The organism is Pseudofrancisella aestuarii, assembly GCF_003574475.2.
Taxonomy (GTDB): Bacteria; Pseudomonadota; Gammaproteobacteria; order Francisellales; family Francisellaceae; genus Francisella; species Francisella aestuarii.
In genome coordinates this window covers 37,690-55,927 of record NZ_QLIS02000003.1, presented here as the reverse complement: position 1 = coordinate 55,927, position 18,238 = coordinate 37,690, and the positions used below count along the sequence as shown (strand labels likewise).

Genomic DNA, 18,238 nt, shown 5'->3' with positions numbered 1-18,238 from the left:
TTTATGCAGAAGCATTTGAATAAAGTTTTTATAGCATATATGGGTGGATTAATAAGTGCTTTAATATTGGTATACATTTTTACTTTTATTGCTAAGCAACAGATTCCTATGTCAGAAGATTTTAAATTTAAGCTATATCGTTTAATGATCTGGGGTGGAGTTTGGGGTATTTTATTAGCATTACCTCTGTCTAAAAATATATGGGTTAAAGGCTCTATTGTTGGGCTAGCAGTTATATTTTTTAACTTCTTAGTGAAAATGCCTTTATCTGGTCAAGGTTTCTTTGCACTTAATGCAGGTACGGAAGTCTTTCTTATGAATATTATATTTAACTATTTGTGGGGATTATTGGCAGCTGTGATATATGCTAAGGTTGCCAAGGGATAAGACTCTCAATGGTTTTAGGAGCATAGATTATGCAAAAGTATCTGAATAAAGTTTTTATTGCTTATATGGCTGGGCTAGTAAGTGCATTAGTTATTGAGCTTCTATGGATTTTAGCAACCACACATAATTTAAATTTGACAGAAGAGCTTAAGTTTGAAATCTATCGCATGATGATCTGGGGTGGAGTTTGGGCAATCCTTTTTGTTTTACCTTTATCAAAAAATATATGGGTTAAAAGTGCTATTATTGCTCTAATAGTTATACTTTTTAATTATATGATAAGAATGCCTTATTCAGGAGATGGCTTTTTTGCATCAAATGCTGATAGTGAAGTGTTTTATGCTAATATTATATTTAATTGCCCATGGGCAATTTTAGCAGGCTTTATTTATGCTAAAACTATAGAGAGAGTATAATGAGAAAATATTTTGTAGCTGGTATTTTACTTTTTTGGGCTGTATTGGGTTTTTCGGCACAAAAAGCAGAAGAATGGAAATATTGGGATCATTCAGATAAAGACTCAAAACAAGTTATAGACTTTGATCCATGGCAGCAATTTCTCAATAAATATCTTGTTACTGTAGATGAACAGACATATGTGAAATATGATCAAGTTTCACAGAAAGATCAAGAAAGTTTAGAAAAAGCGATAGATGATTATAGTAAGTTGAATATATTGTCTTACAACACAAATCAGCAATTAGCATATTGGATAAATATGTATAATATGTTAACGGTTGATCTAATTCTAAAAAATAAAGGAATAACTTCAATTCGTCAAATTGATCCTAAATGGTTTGGGGCATCTACAGGAGTTTGGGATAAAACAGTAATTAAAATAGAAGGTAAAGATATTACTTTAAATGATATAGAGCATCGTATTTTAAGACCAATATGGCAAGATCCACGTATTCATGCAACCTTGAATTGTGCATCTATTAGTTGTCCAAATCTATCTACACAAGCATTTGAGGGAAATATAATTGATAAGCAATTATATGATGCTTTTAGTAATTTTATTAATAGTCCTAAAGGTGTAAAAGTTGATGGAACTGGTCTATCTATATCAAAGATTTTTTTCTGGTATCAGACTGATTTCGGAAGTAAAAAGTCAATGGCTGATTATATATATAATTATTCAAAAGATCCAAAAGTGAAAGAGTATGTTCAAAAGGCTCATAAAATCAATTATCAGAATTATAATTGGAATTTAAATATTTATAAAGGTCATTAATTTTTACTATTTATACTCGCCTAAATTCAGTTTTATACTTGTTTTTCTTAATATCGACACTATATGTATATTTGAGAAGGTTCATATAAGATTAATATTTAAAAAAGGTTTATATAAATGGCAGATTATTATTCATTACTAGGTGTCAGTAAGGGTTGTTCTGAGGCAGACCTTAAAAAGGCATATAGACGATTAGCAAAAAAGTATCATCCAGACGTTAATAAAGATGCTGGGGCAGAGGATAAATTTAAAGAAATTCAAACTGCTTATGAGGTTCTAAAAGATCCAGAAAAAAGAAAGCTTTATGATTCTTATGGTGATAATTGGGATAAGGTACAACAGGGAGGCTTTGGCGGAGGCCAAGGAGGCTTCGGTGGAGCAGGTGGTTCTTCGCAGAGTTTTAATTTTGAAGATTTAGGAGATATTTTCGGTGATCTTTTTGGTGGAGGCGGTGGCAGAGCTAGTGGCTTTGGTGGTCGTCAAAGAGCTCAAAAAGGTGAGGATATAACAATTTCTCTAAAATTGACTGTTGATGAAGCTTTAAATGGAGGTAAGAAAAATGTTACCTTTAGCTATCAAGAAGTTGGAGCTAATGGTGCGCCATCAATTAAGCATGAAAACGTTGATGTAACTATTCCAAAAGCGATAGGTAATGGTAAAAAGCTTCGCTTGAAAGGTAAAGGAGCAGCTGGTATAGGTGCAAATGCTCCTGCTGGTGATTTATTTATAAAAATTGAGGTAGCTAGTAGCGGAAACTATAAAGTTGAAGGTAATGACATTTATGAGCATATAAACATAACTCCTTGGGAAGCTACCTTAGGGACTTCATTAGAAATAGATACACCTTTTGGTAAGAAAAAAATGAACGTTCCAGAAAATACTCAGTCTGGACGTAAGATGAGAATAAAAGGTAAAGGTCTTGCAGGAGCTGATTTCTATGTTGTTTATGATGTTAAATTACCAGCAGCAGATACGGATGAAAAGAAAAAGCTTTATAATAAAATGAAAGAATTGATGGATTTTAATCCAAGATAATATTTCTCCTTTAGTCTTAATATGTTAAATTATTTCTTTTAAATAAATCTGTTTCCATGAAAAAAACACATATTCAACTAGTAACTTTAGCCATTATCACTATTATGGGTATGGATCTTATTGATACTACAGTTATGAATAATATTTTACCCAAAATAGCTGAAACTTTTGATGTTACGCCAGTTCATTTAAAGATGGGTATTAGCATATATATGATTGTCATGGGTATGTTTTTACCAATTAGTTCTTGGATTGCAGAGAAAATAGGCTATCGTAAAACTCTAATCTTTGCGGCAAGCGGTTTTGGTTTTTTTTCTATGATGACTGGTTTAGCAACATCTGATATCCAAATGTTTACATACAGAGGTTTTCAAGGTTTATTTGCTGCATTTTCAGCACCTGTTGCAAGCTTAGCGTATCTTAAATTTTCAGAAAATATGTTAGAAGGTACAGCATCATTATCTAACTATACTTTAATAATGGCAGTAGTAGGACAAATACTTGGAGGTATGCTCGCTTCGATCTCACCAGAGTCATGGAGATTAGCATTTTTACTACAAGTTCCTTTTGCGCTGTTTGCCATTTTTATTTTATATAAAATCTTTCCGAAAGAAAATTTACTAAATAAAGATAGGAAGTTTGACTTTTTAGGGCTAACAATAATTGGTTTATCAATCTCATTTTTGTTTATTTTAAGTGAGGTTCTTTTAAAAGATGTGGCAGTTTGGATTAAGATTAGCTTAGCTGTTGGTATATGTCTTTCAGTGTCCTTGTATGCTTTTGTTTATAGAAAAATCAAAGACCCCGTTATAGATTTTAGTATTTTTAAAAACTATGATTTTAAAATACCTTTTTATACAAACTTTCTATGTAGAATAAGTGTTTATTGGGTGTTTTTTGCTTGGCCTGTGGTTCTTTATAACCTAAGTCATTTAAACACAATTTATATATCTATCATGTCAGTATTTCTGATGCTGGGCACTATAGTGTCAAAGCAAGTAACCAAAAAGCTTATATATCATTATGGATATAAGATTTGTATGATAGTAGGTCTTATTGGGATAGCATTTGTTTTATCTTTATCCATAATTTTTGATATTCATTACCATTATTTCACTTTCTGTTTGATGGCTATGGCATATGGCTTTGTGTTGGGGATGTATCAAACTTCGTCTAATGCTGTAATGTACACTGTTATAGACAAAAGTAAGCTAGATAGTGTAAATACCCTTAAGAATTCCAGTAATATGATTTCATCAGCTTTTGCTTTGACTGCATTTACATTAGCATATGATTTCTATCATATGTTGGGTTCAGATCACCATTGGGAAAAAGTTTTCTCAGAAGCTTATTATGCAGTAGTACTTTCAGCAGCAATTATTCAAGTATTACTAGCTCTTTGGATATTTTTTGGAATGAGAAATATTAGAGAAAATTTATAGATAGATTTAATTCTCTGATTTATTTTTTATTATTGTCAAAATGTGCTAAATTAAAATATTAAGTGTTAGCTTTTTATATTTTTAATGCAAGAAGTCTCTTTTATTAAGCAGCTTGGGGGAGTTTCAATTATAGCAGGAACTGCCATTGGTGCGGGAATGTTAGGAATCCCTTTCGCAGTTGCAGCTACTGGATTTTATTTCGCTGTTTTCTTATTACTTATTGTTTGGATAGTCATGTATGCTACTGCGATGCTTCTAGTTGAAATAAGCTCTTCGCAACCCATAGGTGTGGATATGGATTCTATGGCCTATAACTTACTTGGAAAGTGGGGGAAAGCTTTCAATTTAGTGTTTTACTTACTACTTCTATATTCTTTACTTACAGCCTATATATTTATGGGAGGAGAGTTATTTTCGGACTATATTTTAAAACCTATAAGTGATGGTTTGAATGACTGGTCTAAAGTAGTTTTTTGTGTGATGTTTGGTTATTGTATATTTATGGGTACAAAAGCAACTTTTTACGTTAATAAATTTTTCCTATTTTTTAAAATTTTAGCTTTTGTGATGTTTGTTTTATTTATTATTCCAGATGTTAAATCCTCATTTTTAAAAGAAAGTCATTTTGGTTTTAGTTATGGGTGGTTTGCTATTCCTATTCTAGTTACATCCTTTGGTTTTCATATAGTTATTCCAGCTATTAGAAATTATTATAAAAATGACAAGGTCTTTAAGAAGGTAGTCAGTATAGGGGCAGTTACTCCATTTATAGTATATTTAATTTGGGTTTTTGTAACATTGGGCACAATTCCTTTAGCCGGATCTAACGGGTTTGTTGAGCTAGTTGAAAATGGTAGTAGTTTAGCTCAAGGCTATATGGCTCAAGATAAAATGTCTGTAATTCTATTTATTAAGTTTTTTGAAAATTTTGCTATCGTCACATCTTTTCTAGGCGTTGCACTAGCTTTATTTTCTTTTAATAGAGATCTTTATAATATTGAGGCAAAAACTACAGCTAAGAGACTTCTCATTTTATGCATAACTTTAGTACCACCTTTATTTTTTGCTATTTATTTTGTTAATAGTTTTATATCAGCATTAGGGTATGCAAGTATGTTTGTGGCTTTCTTACTAATAATTCAGCCAGCTATGATGGCATGGTCATTAAGAAAAGCTAATAAAACTAATAATCTTGTTAGTAAGCTATATTTATTAGTGATACTCTTAAGCGGAGCTGGTATTATTACATTGCAATTACTAGTTTCATTTGGTAAATTGGCGCATATATAATTTATAATAATTGTTTATTATTTCCTTACAAAATTAGGCTTAATTTTAAATATGAAAAAACCAAATTTCGATTTTAATAAAATAGATTATGATGAGAATTTCACTGCTAAAAAATATGAATTTAGCATCGATCAGTTAAATAAAGAGACAAATGAAATAAAAGACCTTTTTAAACTTATACAGTTAGTCAGGCTAGACAGAATAAAGAATCAAGAAGAATATACTAAACACAGAAGAAAGCTAATTAATGATAGAATGTCTTTAGAAAGACAAGTTATTGAAACAAAGAAATCATATAGCAAGCAGATAATGTCTTTGCATGAAGAATATAATTCTGTAAAATCTAATGTGGAGAAAGAGTTAACAGAGCTAAGGAAGAAGCTAAGTTAATTTTTAAGAGATACAAAGTTAGTCGGACAGTCGCGGTAGCTTTTGCTACTGAGGAAAGTCCGGGCTTTACAGAGCAGGATGCCAGATAACACCTGGAAGGCGTGAGCCTATGGAAAGTGCAACAGAAAATATACCGCCAATCTTTTTAGTTTGGTAAGGGTGAAAAGGTGCGGTAAGAGCGCACCGCATTGGTGGCAACACTCAATGGCATTGTAAACCCCATCTAAAGCAAGACCAAATAGTGCTACTATGATGTTGCTCGCATCGTAGCAGGGTAGGTCGCTTGAGCTTACTGGTGACAGTAGGCCTAGATAAATGACTGTCTATTACAGAACCCGGCTTATAGACTAACTTTGTTTTTTATTTATCTAAAAAGGGAAAAGAAAATAAATGCAAGTTATAGACTCTAAATTACTTGATAGTAATGGTCATATTAATGAGGACTTATTTTTATCTCAACTAAAGAGTTTTTTCCCAACAGATAAGCTATTTCTCATAGAATCAGCTATCAATTTATTAAAGAAAAATAGTAGTCCAACTGTTAGGCATATTACAGGAATAAATGTATACATATATGCCATAGAAATGGCTTATATCTTATTCCAAATAAAAGCTGATGAAGATTCTGTAGCATCAGGGCTTTTATATGATATATACAGTAGATCTGTTATTTCTGACGAAGATGTCGAAAATGCTTGCGGCACTTCAGTTTTGAAAATTCTTCAAGGCTCTAAAAAGATGACTGCAATTAAGATGTATCGTTCAGAAAGTATAAGCTTAGAGCAAATAGATACTTTCAGAAAAATGCTTCTTACTGTAATAGAAGATGTTCGTATAGTTTTAGTAAAAATAGTAGATAAGCTTTGCACTATTAGACATATAAAATCTTTAGAAAGTGAACAAAGGTTAACAATAGCTAGAGAGACTTTAGATATTTATGCCCCGTTAGCAAATAGGTTAGGGCTTTTCCAAATTAAGTGGGAGTTGGAAGACAGAGCTTTCTCATTTTTAAATCCGGAAGATTATAAAAAAATTGCAAAAGCTTTAGGTTCAACAAGATTAGAAAGAGAAAGTAGGCTTGAAAAAGCTAGGCAAGATTTAGTTATAGCTATAAATAAGCAGAATATTCATGCTGAAATAAATGGAAGAATTAAACATATATATAGCATTTGGAAAAAACTAAAAAATAAAGGATACACTGGCTTAGATAGATTGTTTGATATTACTGCTCTAAGAATTGTTGTTGACTCTATTGATCAATGTTATAAAGCTTTAGCTGTAGTTAATGACATATGGGAGCCTATAGCTGAAGAATTTACAGATTATATTGCAAGCCCTAAATCAAATGGTTATAAGTCTATACACACTGTTGTCTATGCATATGGTCAAGTATTAGAAGTTCAGATAAGAACTAAAGAAATGCATGAAGAGTCAGAACTTGGTTTTGCTGCTCACTGGAGATATAAAGAGGGAGTTAAGTTTGATCCAAGTTATGAGGCGAGAGTTATATGGCTAAGATCATTATTAGCATGGGAAAAAGATATCAATCAAGAAGAACAGTCGATATCTCAAGAGCTTAATAAAAGAGTTTATATATTTACTCCAGCTAATGAGCTTGTTGATTTGTCAATAGGTTCTACAGTTCTAGATTTTGCTTATTCTGTTCACACTATGGTTGGGCACAGAACTAGAGGAGCTAAGCTAAATGGTAGAATAGTTCCTCTAACTACAAAACTACAGACTGGTGATAAGGTAGAAATATTAACTAATAAATTACCAAATCCAAGTAAAGACTGGGCTTTAGAAAGTGAAGGATTCTTGTTTTCTCCTAGGCATAGGTCAAGAGTGACTAAATGGTTTAATGAGCAAAATAAGGAAGATAATATAGCTCTAGGCAAAGAGCGATTAACAAAAGAGTTAAAGGGTTATAATTTAAAAGAACCGGACTATACTGAAGTAGCGAAAAAGTTTAATATGCTTGATGCAGATACTCTTTTTGCTAGTGTTGAAAATGGAACTATTAGATTAAAAAGCTTAGTTAATCATATATTAGATAATTATTCAGCCGAAGAAAGAAGTGTCAAAAGAGGCTCTTCTTTTAAAAATGATAAGTCTGTTGATGCAAATAAGCCCAAAAGCATTCTAGTGTCAGGATATTCAGGGATGAAATATGTTTTTGCTAAATGTTGTGAGCCAGAGCCTAATGATGATATAGCTGGTTATATGAGTGTTGGTAAAGGAGTTGTTATCCATACAACAAAATGTCCAAATTTAGACTATTTAAAAGAGAAGAATCCAGAAAGATTTATTGAAGTTAAATGGATAAAGAGTAGTTAAGATTTTTTAGGTATATTTCCAGTATTTTTTGATTGTGTCATCCAGCCAGTAAACACATTAAAGGAAACATTGTTTGTAGAGTTTATATTCTTACCATCTTTAGTTTGTCCACCAACTGATAGTTTATGTTCACCAGGTATCGGTCTAGCTATTGTCCATTTTCCATCTGCATATTTAGCTGCAACAACATCTCCATCTATTATAAATTGTGGTTTATCATCTTTTGATAATACAGGGCTTGTTTTAATCTCTATAACATCCTCTTTAGAGAAGATTCCTTGCCCTTCTGATGGAGAGGTGATAGTGATAGGGTATCTATTAAATTCGTTTTGTAGAGTTTCATTTTGTTGTTTTGCCTGGGGAGAGCTTTCTAACTTAGATAATTTGGATTGATCTATCTCTACATTTTGATTTTCTGTATTAGGGTTTGCTATCTTAGATGCTTGTTGTGGTACATCAACAACAGTTGGCTTACCAACCTCAACTTCTCTATATTCAATATTTGTAGGAGGTTTCTTCTCGGAAAAAACAGTAGTTCCATCTTCACTTACCCAAGAATAAACTGGGTCAGCATATGAGAATGAGCTAAAAATTAGCGTTGCAAAAAATGATATTATGATTTTTTTCATAAAGTTCCTAAGAAAACTAATAAAAAAGTTAATCTAAAAGTGATTATATTATTAAAGTAATGACAAACAAAGTGTAAATGGTAAAATAAATATCTTAATTGATGTACTTAAAGGTTAAATTGTGGTTACTTTAGATTATGTTGTTCTAGAGACTATTGCTAATTTATTTTTATTAATATTTGCAATTCTTTTGCTGAAGGAAAAACGTTCTAGTTGGTTATTTCTACTAGTGCCTACTTTAATGAAAATATATATCTATGGAAAATATAGTGTACTCCTTTCAACAGTGTATTTGTCAGCAGAAATATTAGCAGTTTTATTTGTGGCAACTATTTGGCTTAAGAATAATTACTTCATCAGATTGAATAAAAAAATATTTATAAAAGCTTTATTAATATCAGCTTTATTATTAACTTTATGGATATTTGCAGTTTATAAATTGATAAATCCAGCAATACTCTCTTTTGAAATGCTTTTTGGTTTTGGGTATCTATGTTATATGATTTTTGTTATAGGCTGTGTGTTTTTAGCATTTAGAACTATATATAGTTTACTTATGATTGCTGTAGTATTTATAAGTTATGCTTTGTCATATGGGCAAGTGGCTATGGCGGCTAAAAATATGCCAGTTAATGGAACTTCATTTTCTATATGTTACGGACTATCTGCATTATTTCTTTTTATTGCGGGAATAGTTTTAGTTAGTAAATATACTCAAGTAAATAGATCTTTTAAATAGAGTAAATATCAAATCTATTTGCTTTACCTTTAAGTTGAGAAGTTGGTTGTTTATTCGCTAAAAAATCTGCTTTAATCGGCCTTTTAACGATTATTTTTTTTGCTATTTTTTTAATCAAAACTTTCTCTAAAAGTTCGGAATTATTTTCGTTTTCATTAAAAGCTATTTTATGAAAGATTTGCATTTCTTTTTTAACTTTTGCTGACTTTTTTCTTTCAGGAAACATTGGGTCTAGATATACACAGTCAAAAGAAGTATTTGTTTTAAGTATAAAATCACAACTATCAGTATTTAATAACTCTATTCGATTGGCAATTTTTTCTAGATGAGTATTCTTTTTTATTCTTTCTAATGCGTTATATAGTAATAGAAAAATATAAGTATCTTTTTCTATTGCAATTACTGAGTGGCCTCTTGATGCTAATGTAAAAGCATCTCTTCCAAGCCCTGCGGTTGTATCTAATATTTTGAGGATGCCTTTGCTTCTGCCTTCTACAGCTTGAATGACATTGCATTTTTTAGTTTTTGGATTGATCCTTTCTAAAATGTCAGGACTAGAAAAATCAATAGACAATTTTTGATTCATATTGTGCAAAACTAAAAACTCATTTTCTAAACATAAGAATTTTTCTGAATGATTATTAATACTAATGTCTATATTTTGATTTATATTTTTTATATAGGTCTGAGTTTCTTTATCTAATACTATAATCATTTCAAGATTTCTTTTTTGCTCTTGGGTGTGTTTTATCAAAAACTTCGGCAAGCTGCTGAAAATCTAAATGAGTATATACTTGAGTACTAGATATATCAGAGTGCCCTAGTAGATTTTTTACGGCAAGCAAGTCTTTAGATGATTCTAAAAGGTGTGTGGCAAATGAGTGTCTAAGCATATGGGGGTGAATATGTTTACTAGCATGTTTTTTTGCAAAAATTTCTAATCTTTTTTGTATTGAGCGATTTGATAAATGATCACCTTTATTATTTATAAACAAGTAATCAGTTTTGGGATTATACTCTTCTCTAATGTTAATCCATTTTTTTAATGTATTACTAGTTTTTGCTCCAAAGTAGACAACTCTTTCTTTATTTCCTTTTCCTAATACTCTTAAGCTTTGTTGAGAAAAATCTATTTTTGAGATAGTTAAGTTTGATAGCTCTGACAACCTTATTCCACAACTATAAATCATATCAAAAATAGCGATATCTCGAACCTCTATTTTTGAGCTCGGTTTTATATCTAATAGAAATGCTAGTTCATCAACATTAACGGTTTTTGGTAATGTTTTAGAATCCTTAGGAGCTTTTATGTCAAAAGTAGGATTGTTTTTTATAATATTTAGATCTATTAAAAAGTTAAAGAAGCTGCGAACAGAGCTTATTTTTCTCTGTAGAGTTTTTGATGAATCTCCTTTAGAATGACAGTCTCTTATCCAGCTTGTTATATCTGAAGATGAAGTATCCTTCATGTTATCGCTGTTTAAAAAAACATTTAACTGGTGCAAGTCTTTACAATAGCTTTCAATAGTTCGTGAAGAATAGTTTTTATGATATTTTAGATCGTCTAGAAATTTAGTTATTAAATTATCCACAGAATCTTAAAGTTTAGAATAGAACGCAAAGTATAACAATGATCCCAGAAATCCAGGAAATTATCCAGAGTATTTTAACTTTGCTAATTTTATAATTAAAATTTTCTTTTAAAGAGCTTTTTTTCACAACTATAAGTGAAGGGATAATCATTAACAATATGGCGATACATACTCCAACATAAGTCATAGCATATATAAATATATTTGGGTTCACCTGATTTATTATTAACGGTACAGAGAAGGTTAGAATTATTCCTATAGCTAAAGTAATATACTTGCTCTTTAATTTATCAAGATTATAGCTATCAATATTAAAGTGTAATAAAGATAGATTAACACTTAAAAAAGATGTCATGATAGCAACGTAGGTAAATACATGTAGAACTATATCAGTAGTTTTGGTATGTACCTTACTACCTAATGCTCTAAGAATATCACCTATATTTGCATCTTGGACAGGAGTTGTATCAAAAATTGATTGCATAAAACTTACTGGGCCATGTAATGGAAGAACTCCTAATATAGTTACAATCCAAATTAAATACAATATTAATGGAATAATACTACCTATGATTATCACCTTTCTCATATCTTTATGATTCTTATGTAGATAGTCAGATAAAGCTGGAACGATAATATGAGATGTAAAAGAAGTAGCAAAAATTGGAATAGCAATTAATAAGGAAACGCCTAATTCAACTGGAGATGCTAATAAGTTGGAAGTATCAATGTAATCATTCAAAACAAAACATAATATTATTAAAACTAATATTTTTAAAATAATAAAGAATCTATTCGCATAATCTACAATTCTAGTTCCAAAAGCTACAATACTTCCAAAAACTAACACAAAAATGATTGACCAAGCATTTTCATGTAGTGAAGGAAATGTTGATGTTAAAGAAGATGCTGCAGCTGAAATATATGCAGTACTAATGCAATACATAAGAACAAGGAAAGAAATAGAAGCAACAACCCCTCCGATCTTTCCAAGATAGCGTTCAGCAATGCTTTTAAAACTACTGCCATAAGGCATAGAGCAAGATACATCTGTGATTACTAAAGCAGTGTAAGTCATTATACTCCACATAATAATTATAATGAGAGAGCTTAGTACAAATCCCAGTTTTGCAGTTATAATTGGTAAAGCTAAAATGCCAGCACCAATCATGGTACCAACTATTATCATAATAGAACCAAATATTCTAATTTTGCTATTTTGAGTATTGTACATTTTAGAAATCTCTCTCTATAAAAAAGTATTAATGTGCTGCTGGTGTAGCAGAATTTTTCTTTTGTAAATATATCGCGTCAAAATTTATTGGAGAGAGATTGAGAGGGAGGAAACCGCCACGGTGAATAGAGCTGTCTAAAACTCTTTTTGAATAAGGAAATAAAGTATTAGGGCAGTATGTGTTTAATACTGAGTCTAATTGCTCCTCACTCATTCCAGTAATAGTGAATATTCCAGACTGTGTAACTTCAGCGATATAGGCATTGGCTTCATTGTTTTTAGTATTTACAGTAATTGTTAAATCAACTTCATAATTACTTTCATCTAATTTTTTGAAATTTATGTCTAAGTTGAAATCAACATTTGGACTCCATTGTTGTTTGAATACTTCTGGCGAGTTCATAGACTCAAAAGAAACATCTTTTGTATATATTTTTTGTATCACAAAAGACGGTTGATTTTGATTATCTTCCATTAACTAGATCCTTCAAAATTGATAATTAAATTTTACTTGTTGTAATAATTATAACAAATAAGATAATCATTATGTAGCGTTTAGTTGGAGTAATCCTTTTTGAGCTCATCTAGTATAATCAAGGCTTCTAAGGGGGTTATTTTTCCTATATCAATGTCTTTTAGTTTGTTTTTTATATTTAAAGAATTTTTATCTTGTTCTTGAAATAAGCTTTTTTGAGGAGTTTCTATGATTTTTAAACTAGCTTTATTTTCCAATCCTTTTAATATTTTCTCAGCACTATTTATAACATCTTTTGATATTCCTGCTAGTTTGGCGACTTGGATGCCATAAGATTTTTTAGCAGCACCGGACTTAGCTTGATGCATGAAATATATATTATCTTTATATTCGTTAGCTTCAAAATGAATATTTTTTATATTTTTATGTTTATTCTCTAAGTCTGTAAGCTCAAAGTAGTGAGTAGCAAATAAGGTAAATGAATTCATCTTGCTTAGTTTTTCAGCACATGCTTGGGCAAGTGATAGTCCATCAAAAGTACTTGTACCTCTACCTATCTCATCCATTATAACTAAACTTTGACTAGTCGCTTTATCTAGAATGTAAGCTGTTTCAGTCATTTCAACCATAAATGTAGATCGTCCGCTTGCTATATCATCTGAAGCTCCTACCCGAGTAAATATTGCATCGATGTCGCAAATTTTGGCACTTGAAGCTGGTACAAAACACCCGGTATGTGCTAGAAATATTAGTTGAGCAATCTGTCTCATATATGTTGATTTACCACCCATATTTGGACCTGTTATTATTTCAAGAGTATGAGAATCTCTAGATAGAAGAGTATCGTTAGGAATAAAAGGTTCATCAATGTTTTGTTCAATTGCAAGATGTCTAACTCTTTTTAAATTTAGTAGATTAGAATTATTAAAAGAAGGTTGTACAAGCTTAAGAGTATGTGTCCTCTCAGCAAAATTTGTAAGCACATCTAATTGGGCAATTTGTTCTGATGTTTCTTGAATTTCAGTATAAAATTTTAAAACATCTTTTAGTAGATTTTCATAGATATGCTTTTCTCTTGCTAAAGCTCTTTCTTTACTGGAAAGGATCTCATTTTCAAAATTTTTCAGCTCTTCTGTTACATACCTTTCACTACCTTTTAGTGTTTGGCGCCTAATGTAGTTGCTAGGCACCTTATCAGAGTATTGTTTTGAAAATTCTATATAATATCCATGAACTCTGTTATAACCAATTTTAAGGGCATTTATATTGGTTTTCTTTCTTTCTTCTTGTTCAAGCTTTAATAAAAACTCATAAGCATTTTCTTTTATACCTTTTAATTTATCAAGTTCAGCATCAAAACCATCTTTTATAATCCCGCCATCACGAATTGTTGCTGGTGGAATATCTACAATAGCAATATGTAACTTATTATAAACCTCTTGAAGAGAATGTATTTTTTGATTTATGTTTTCTATTTTCTCATTTTGAAATTGATCTAATTCCTTTTTAAGATTAGGTAAAACCTCGAAAGTTTCTTTTAAAGAAATAAGATCTTTAGGTTTAACTGTTCCTAATGCAATTCTAGAAATAATTCTTTCAATATCAGAAGTATATTGAAGTATATTTTGTACTTTTGAATATTTTTTCTCTTTCAAGAAAGTATTAATAATAGAGTGTCTTGTAGCAATCTCTTCTAAATTTTTTGTAGGGTTTTTAAAATAGTTCTTTAATAATCGACTTCCAACGTTGGTTTTGCATTTATCTATTATGTGTAAAAGAGTATTTTTATTGTTTGGACTATCGATTTCTAAGTTGATCCTACTATTGTAATCAATATTAAGAATATTGGATGAGTCAGCTTCAGATATGGTATGTATGTGACTTGGAGAGTTCTTAACATTATTGTTTAAATATGAAAGTAAAGACCCAACAACAATAATCTTTTCATTAGATGCATTTTCTAGAAACTTATTAGTAACTGATATCGGAAGAGAGTCTTTAATTTTAGTTTTGCAATTATTAGTTTTGTATTCCCATTCTTCTAGGGCTTTAAATGGTATAGCAGTAGGGTTTTCTTCAAATATACTAATATCGTTAGTTATTATTTCTTTAGGATTTAGTCTTAGTATCTCGTTTGTAAGTGCAGCTAAGCTATTTACTGGCTTTAATATAAATATTTTACCTTGAGTATAGTTGGCATAGCCAATATGGAATTTATTTACTTTTTTAAATATAGTTAATAAAAAACTGTCCTCATTGGTGTCTAAAAACATCTCTTCAGAAACCGTCGCAGGAGTTATAATTCTCGTTACAGCTCTTTCAACAGGGCCTTTTGATGTTGCAGGATCACCAATCTGTTCACAGATGGCGATACTTAATCCTTTCTTGATTACTTTTGCTATATAACCCTCTGCAGCATGGTAAGGAACTCCAGCCATTGGAATAGGTTCATCATTTGATTTACCACGTGCTGTTAAAGTTATGTCTAATAAGTCAGCAGCTTTTTTAGCATCATCAAAGAAGAGTTCATAAAAATCACCCATTCTATAAAATAATAAAATATCAGGATACTGAGATTTTATTTTTAGATATTGTTGTATCATTGGGGTGTGCGATTCTATATTTTGCATTTTAGACTTTAAGATTTTCACAAACGTATTATCCATGATTATAGTATAGTTTTAAGTTGGAATAAAAATTTAAAGATGAAATAGGTTTTATAAGAGGTTGTTCGTAGTTAACTAAAGAGTTTTTTGCCACACAAATTTGCTATATTCACTTCCTGGTGTAAAGCCAGATTGATTACACCAACTAACTATTTTACAAGTATATATAGAATTGTCATAAGAGACGGTTGTTCCAATTTCGTAAGTTCCGAGTTTATCAGGATATGAAATTTCTATCTCTTTTATGGGCTTTTTAGCTACTGATGGTTTGTTGATAATATTATCTGAAACTGCTGTAAAGCTTATATTCAAATTATTTTTTTCTAAATATCTAATAGAATTATATATTAAGCTATAAATTAAACCTCTTTGCTCACCATCTCTATTTGCGGGATAAAAATTAGAGAAGCCTAAATTTTTAGTTGTTGCTAATCCAAGCAATTTCTTAGCTTGATCAAAAGCTTTATTAGCTTCATCTTGAGAGATATATTGTAGAACATCTTTATTGTCTTTATATGAGAGTTTACTCATGCTCATACTAAAAACTTGCTTTAATCTATCTAAATCAAAAATGATAAAGTTATCTACTAAATATAAGTTTTTTCCCATATTTACACTGACATTAAGTATTTGACTCATATAGAATGACATTTGTCTAGAATATTCATAGTAATCAGTATTGTTATTATCTATTTTTTTTACTCCTATAGCCTTTTGATATTCATAAGATCCAAGAGTAAGGTCATTCATTGCATTATATGCACTTCTTGCTAAGAATTTATGATTATTGCAAATATTAAGGTAGGGCTCTAAAACTGAACTTTTTGCTCCAGAATCAATGATGATATTCATAATGGTTGGGAAGAAAGTGTTAGGAACTTCACTTTTTCTCATTTTTCCTAAGCATCTATTCCATTGTTTGTTATATTTGTATTGTCCATTTTCTTTTTGTCCCTTTTCACTTGATAATATTTGTATTTCATTAAGTTTATTGAAATTATAGAAAGCTGTTATCATGGGGCTTGCATAAATATTTTCTAGAGTCTCAGGAACTTTACTATTACTTTGTTTTCCATTGTCTTGATCTTCTATAGAGTATCCAAGGACTTTTGCAATAGCATCATAGTTTCTTAGCCCTAAAGCTCCTATAGTATCTTTTTGAGGTAAACGTTTCGCATAATCTTTAAGCTTGTATGGCCCACTTTGTCCTAGGTTTAACAATTGTTTCATGTATGATGGTTCATGTATTGACGCATCAATATCATCTAGTTCAAAATCTTTATTTATTAATTGTTTTTCCAGACCACTTTTTTCTAGAAGGCGTCCTAAAATTGAGATGTATAGATAATCACCATCATATTTAATATCGGGATATTTTTTATTGATTAAATATCCATACATCACGCCAGCTATTATGTTTGACATAATGATAGTGTTTGCAGAGTCTGTGTTTGTAGTAAAATGATCAATACTTAAATCATTGTCTTTTATGGGGAATGATGTGTGATAAATAAGGTCATTGCTTTTCATGGTATTGGCATATAGCGACGGTAGCCAGAAAATAGATATAAAAAAAGTTAATATTTGAATTAGTCGCATATAATATTTTAGTTAAAATATTTAAGTTTTAATTAATTTTAGCATTAGTTAGTTTCAATTATTAGATTGGTTTTACAGCAAAAACTAATTTTTAATAAAGGCGGCATAATTTTTTATACCTACTTTTATTTAAATAACCTTGACGGTATAGCTAAAAATACTTTAAAATCGTTAGAAGAATTTTATTTTTATAACTTATTTGATATTGGGGTACTGTAATGAATTATTTAGACTTTGAATCTAAAATAAAAGAAGTGGAAGAAAAAATAACTTCCCTGTCTCATATGTTTGAGGATGAAAAAGCAGAAGCAGAATTAAAAAAGCTTAATAAAAAAAGATTAGATTTAATGGAATCTATTTACTCTAAGCTTACAGATTGGCAAGTAGTTCAATTATCGCGCCACCCAGATAGACCTTATTTTAAGGATTTATTACCTTTAGTGTTTACTGATTTTCAAGAGCTTCATGGTGATAGGGCTTTTGGTGATGACCTTGCGGTAATAGGAGGCATAGCAAAATTAAATAATAAGCCTGTTATGGTAATCGGTCAGGAAAAAGGTAGAGATACAAAAAGTAAAATTAAACACAATTTTGGGATGATGCATCCAGAAGGCTATAGAAAAGCTCTTAGATTAATGAAACTGGCTGAAAAATTTAATATGCCTATAGTTACATTTATTGATACTCCTGGTGCTTATCCTGGAATTAAAGCTGAAGAAAGAGGTCAGAGTGAAGCTATTGCTAGAAATCTTTTCGAAATGAGTGCACTTAAAGTTCCTGTAATTTGTCTAGTCATCGGAGAAGGTTGTTCAGGTGGTGCATTAGGAATAGGTGTTGGTGATAAACTTCTGATGTTGCAATATAGTTATTTTGCAACAATTTCTCCAGAAGGGTGTGCAACAATATTACACAAAACAGCAGAAAAAGCTTCTGAAGTAACTAAGATGATGAATATTACATCAGGTAGACTGAAAGAGTTAGGTATTGTTGATGATGTTATTTCTGAACCATTAGGTGGGGCGCATAGAGACTTTAATGCTACTGCTGAAAATATTAAAAAAGCATTGTCAAAAGAATTAAATAATTTATGTGGTTTATCAGTAGATCAAAGAAACTCTATTAGATACAAAAAATTAATGTCTTTTGGACAATTTATAGAAGCTTAGTTTCTTAATATATTTATCTTTAT

General features: G+C 30.5%; 17 protein-coding genes and 1 other RNA gene. 11 read left to right on the top strand and 7 right to left on the bottom strand.

What is annotated here, in order from left to right; genetic code table 11:
* Positions 1–3: 3 nt before the first annotated feature.
* The 9 genes from DNK87_RS07145 to DNK87_RS07105 all read left to right on the top strand — a co-directional run bounded on the left by DNK87_RS07145 (position 4) and on the right by DNK87_RS07105 (position 8,115).
* Positions 4–387 carry a membrane lipoprotein gene (locus tag DNK87_RS07145; protein WP_119330896.1) on the top strand — a complete coding sequence of 128 codons (384 nt, stop codon included), beginning with the start codon at positions 4–6 and terminating at the stop codon, positions 385–387.
* A gap of 29 nt (positions 388–416) precedes the next feature.
* Positions 417–803, top strand: a complete 387-nt coding sequence (locus DNK87_RS07140; protein WP_119330895.1) for a membrane lipoprotein — start codon at positions 417–419, stop codon at positions 801–803.
* Positions 803–1,621, top strand: coding sequence for a DUF547 domain-containing protein (locus tag DNK87_RS07135; protein ID WP_119330894.1), 819 nt, complete (start codon positions 803–805; stop codon positions 1,619–1,621). Before DNK87_RS07140 ends, DNK87_RS07135 begins: the two co-directional genes overlap by 1 nt.
* Positions 1,622–1,738: 117 nt before the next feature.
* Complete coding sequence (locus DNK87_RS07130; RefSeq protein WP_119330893.1) at positions 1,739–2,656, top strand: DnaJ C-terminal domain-containing protein; 918 nt, start codon at positions 1,739–1,741, stop codon at positions 2,654–2,656.
* A gap of 56 nt (positions 2,657–2,712) precedes the next feature.
* Positions 2,713–4,098: an MFS transporter gene (locus tag DNK87_RS07125; RefSeq protein WP_119330892.1), complete on the top strand. Its 1,386-nt coding sequence runs from the start codon at positions 2,713–2,715 to the stop codon at positions 4,096–4,098.
* A gap of 84 nt (positions 4,099–4,182) precedes the next feature.
* Entirely contained in the window at positions 4,183–5,388 is a 1,206-nt protein-coding gene (locus DNK87_RS07120; protein WP_119330891.1) for an amino acid permease, read from the top strand.
* A 51-nt stretch (positions 5,389–5,439) separates the two neighbouring features.
* A complete protein-coding gene (locus DNK87_RS07115) occupies positions 5,440–5,778 on the top strand; it encodes a hypothetical protein (protein WP_119330890.1) in 339 nt (112 codons plus the stop codon).
* A 14-nt stretch (positions 5,779–5,792) separates the two neighbouring features.
* Positions 5,793–6,137: RNase P RNA component class A (rnpB, locus tag DNK87_RS07110), an RNA gene on the top strand.
* Positions 6,138–6,168: 31 nt separating this feature from the next.
* Positions 6,169–8,115 (top strand): RelA/SpoT family protein, encoded by a 1,947-nt coding sequence (locus DNK87_RS07105; RefSeq protein ID WP_119330889.1) that lies wholly within the window; start codon positions 6,169–6,171, stop codon positions 8,113–8,115.
* On the opposite strand, the gene DNK87_RS07100 is transcribed toward DNK87_RS07105, so the two are convergent.
* Positions 8,112–8,744 carry a DUF4124 domain-containing protein gene (locus DNK87_RS07100; protein ID WP_119330888.1) on the bottom strand — a complete coding sequence of 211 codons (633 nt, stop codon included), beginning with the start codon at positions 8,742–8,744 and terminating at the stop codon, positions 8,112–8,114. The two genes, DNK87_RS07105 and DNK87_RS07100, sit on opposite strands and share 4 nt — an antisense overlap.
* Positions 8,745–8,865: 121 nt before the next feature.
* On the opposite strand from DNK87_RS07100, the gene DNK87_RS07095 reads away from it, so the two are divergent.
* Complete coding sequence (locus tag DNK87_RS07095) at positions 8,866–9,483, top strand: hypothetical protein (RefSeq protein WP_119330887.1); 618 nt, start codon at positions 8,866–8,868, stop codon at positions 9,481–9,483.
* Here the strand turns inward: DNK87_RS07095 and DNK87_RS07090 are convergent.
* The 6 genes from DNK87_RS07090 to DNK87_RS07065 all read right to left on the bottom strand — a co-directional run bounded on the left by DNK87_RS07090 (position 9,476) and on the right by DNK87_RS07065 (position 16,980).
* Positions 9,476–10,195, bottom strand: a complete 720-nt coding sequence (locus tag DNK87_RS07090; RefSeq protein WP_377655170.1) for a class I SAM-dependent methyltransferase — start codon at positions 10,193–10,195, stop codon at positions 9,476–9,478. The two genes, DNK87_RS07095 and DNK87_RS07090, sit on opposite strands and share 8 nt — an antisense overlap.
* Before the next feature lie 4 nt (positions 10,196–10,199).
* On the bottom strand, positions 10,200–11,075 hold the full coding sequence (xerA, locus tag DNK87_RS07085; RefSeq protein WP_119330885.1) for a site-specific tyrosine recombinase/integron integrase: 876 nt from the start codon (positions 11,073–11,075) through the stop codon (positions 10,200–10,202).
* Positions 11,076–11,088: 13 nt separating this feature from the next.
* The gene (locus tag DNK87_RS07080; protein WP_119330884.1) at positions 11,089–12,309 is read right to left on the bottom strand and encodes an amino acid permease; all 1,221 of its coding nucleotides are present in this window, start codon (positions 12,307–12,309) and stop codon (positions 11,089–11,091) included.
* A 28-nt stretch (positions 12,310–12,337) separates the two neighbouring features.
* Positions 12,338–12,784, bottom strand: coding sequence for a protein-export chaperone SecB (gene secB / locus DNK87_RS07075; RefSeq protein WP_119330883.1), 447 nt, complete (start codon positions 12,782–12,784; stop codon positions 12,338–12,340).
* 80 nt (positions 12,785–12,864) lie between these two features.
* A complete protein-coding gene (mutS, locus tag DNK87_RS07070; RefSeq protein ID WP_119331209.1) occupies positions 12,865–15,414 on the bottom strand; it encodes a DNA mismatch repair protein MutS in 2,550 nt (849 codons plus the stop codon).
* A gap of 111 nt (positions 15,415–15,525) precedes the next feature.
* Positions 15,526–16,980 (bottom strand): chitin-binding protein, encoded by a 1,455-nt coding sequence (locus DNK87_RS07065; RefSeq protein WP_159240244.1) that lies wholly within the window; start codon positions 16,978–16,980, stop codon positions 15,526–15,528.
* A 287-nt stretch (positions 16,981–17,267) separates the two neighbouring features.
* Here DNK87_RS07065 and DNK87_RS07060 point away from each other — a divergent pair, with 287 nt between their 5' ends.
* Entirely contained in the window at positions 17,268–18,215 is a 948-nt protein-coding gene (locus DNK87_RS07060; protein ID WP_119330881.1) for an acetyl-CoA carboxylase carboxyltransferase subunit alpha, read from the top strand.
* Positions 18,216–18,238: the final 23 nt, after the last annotated feature.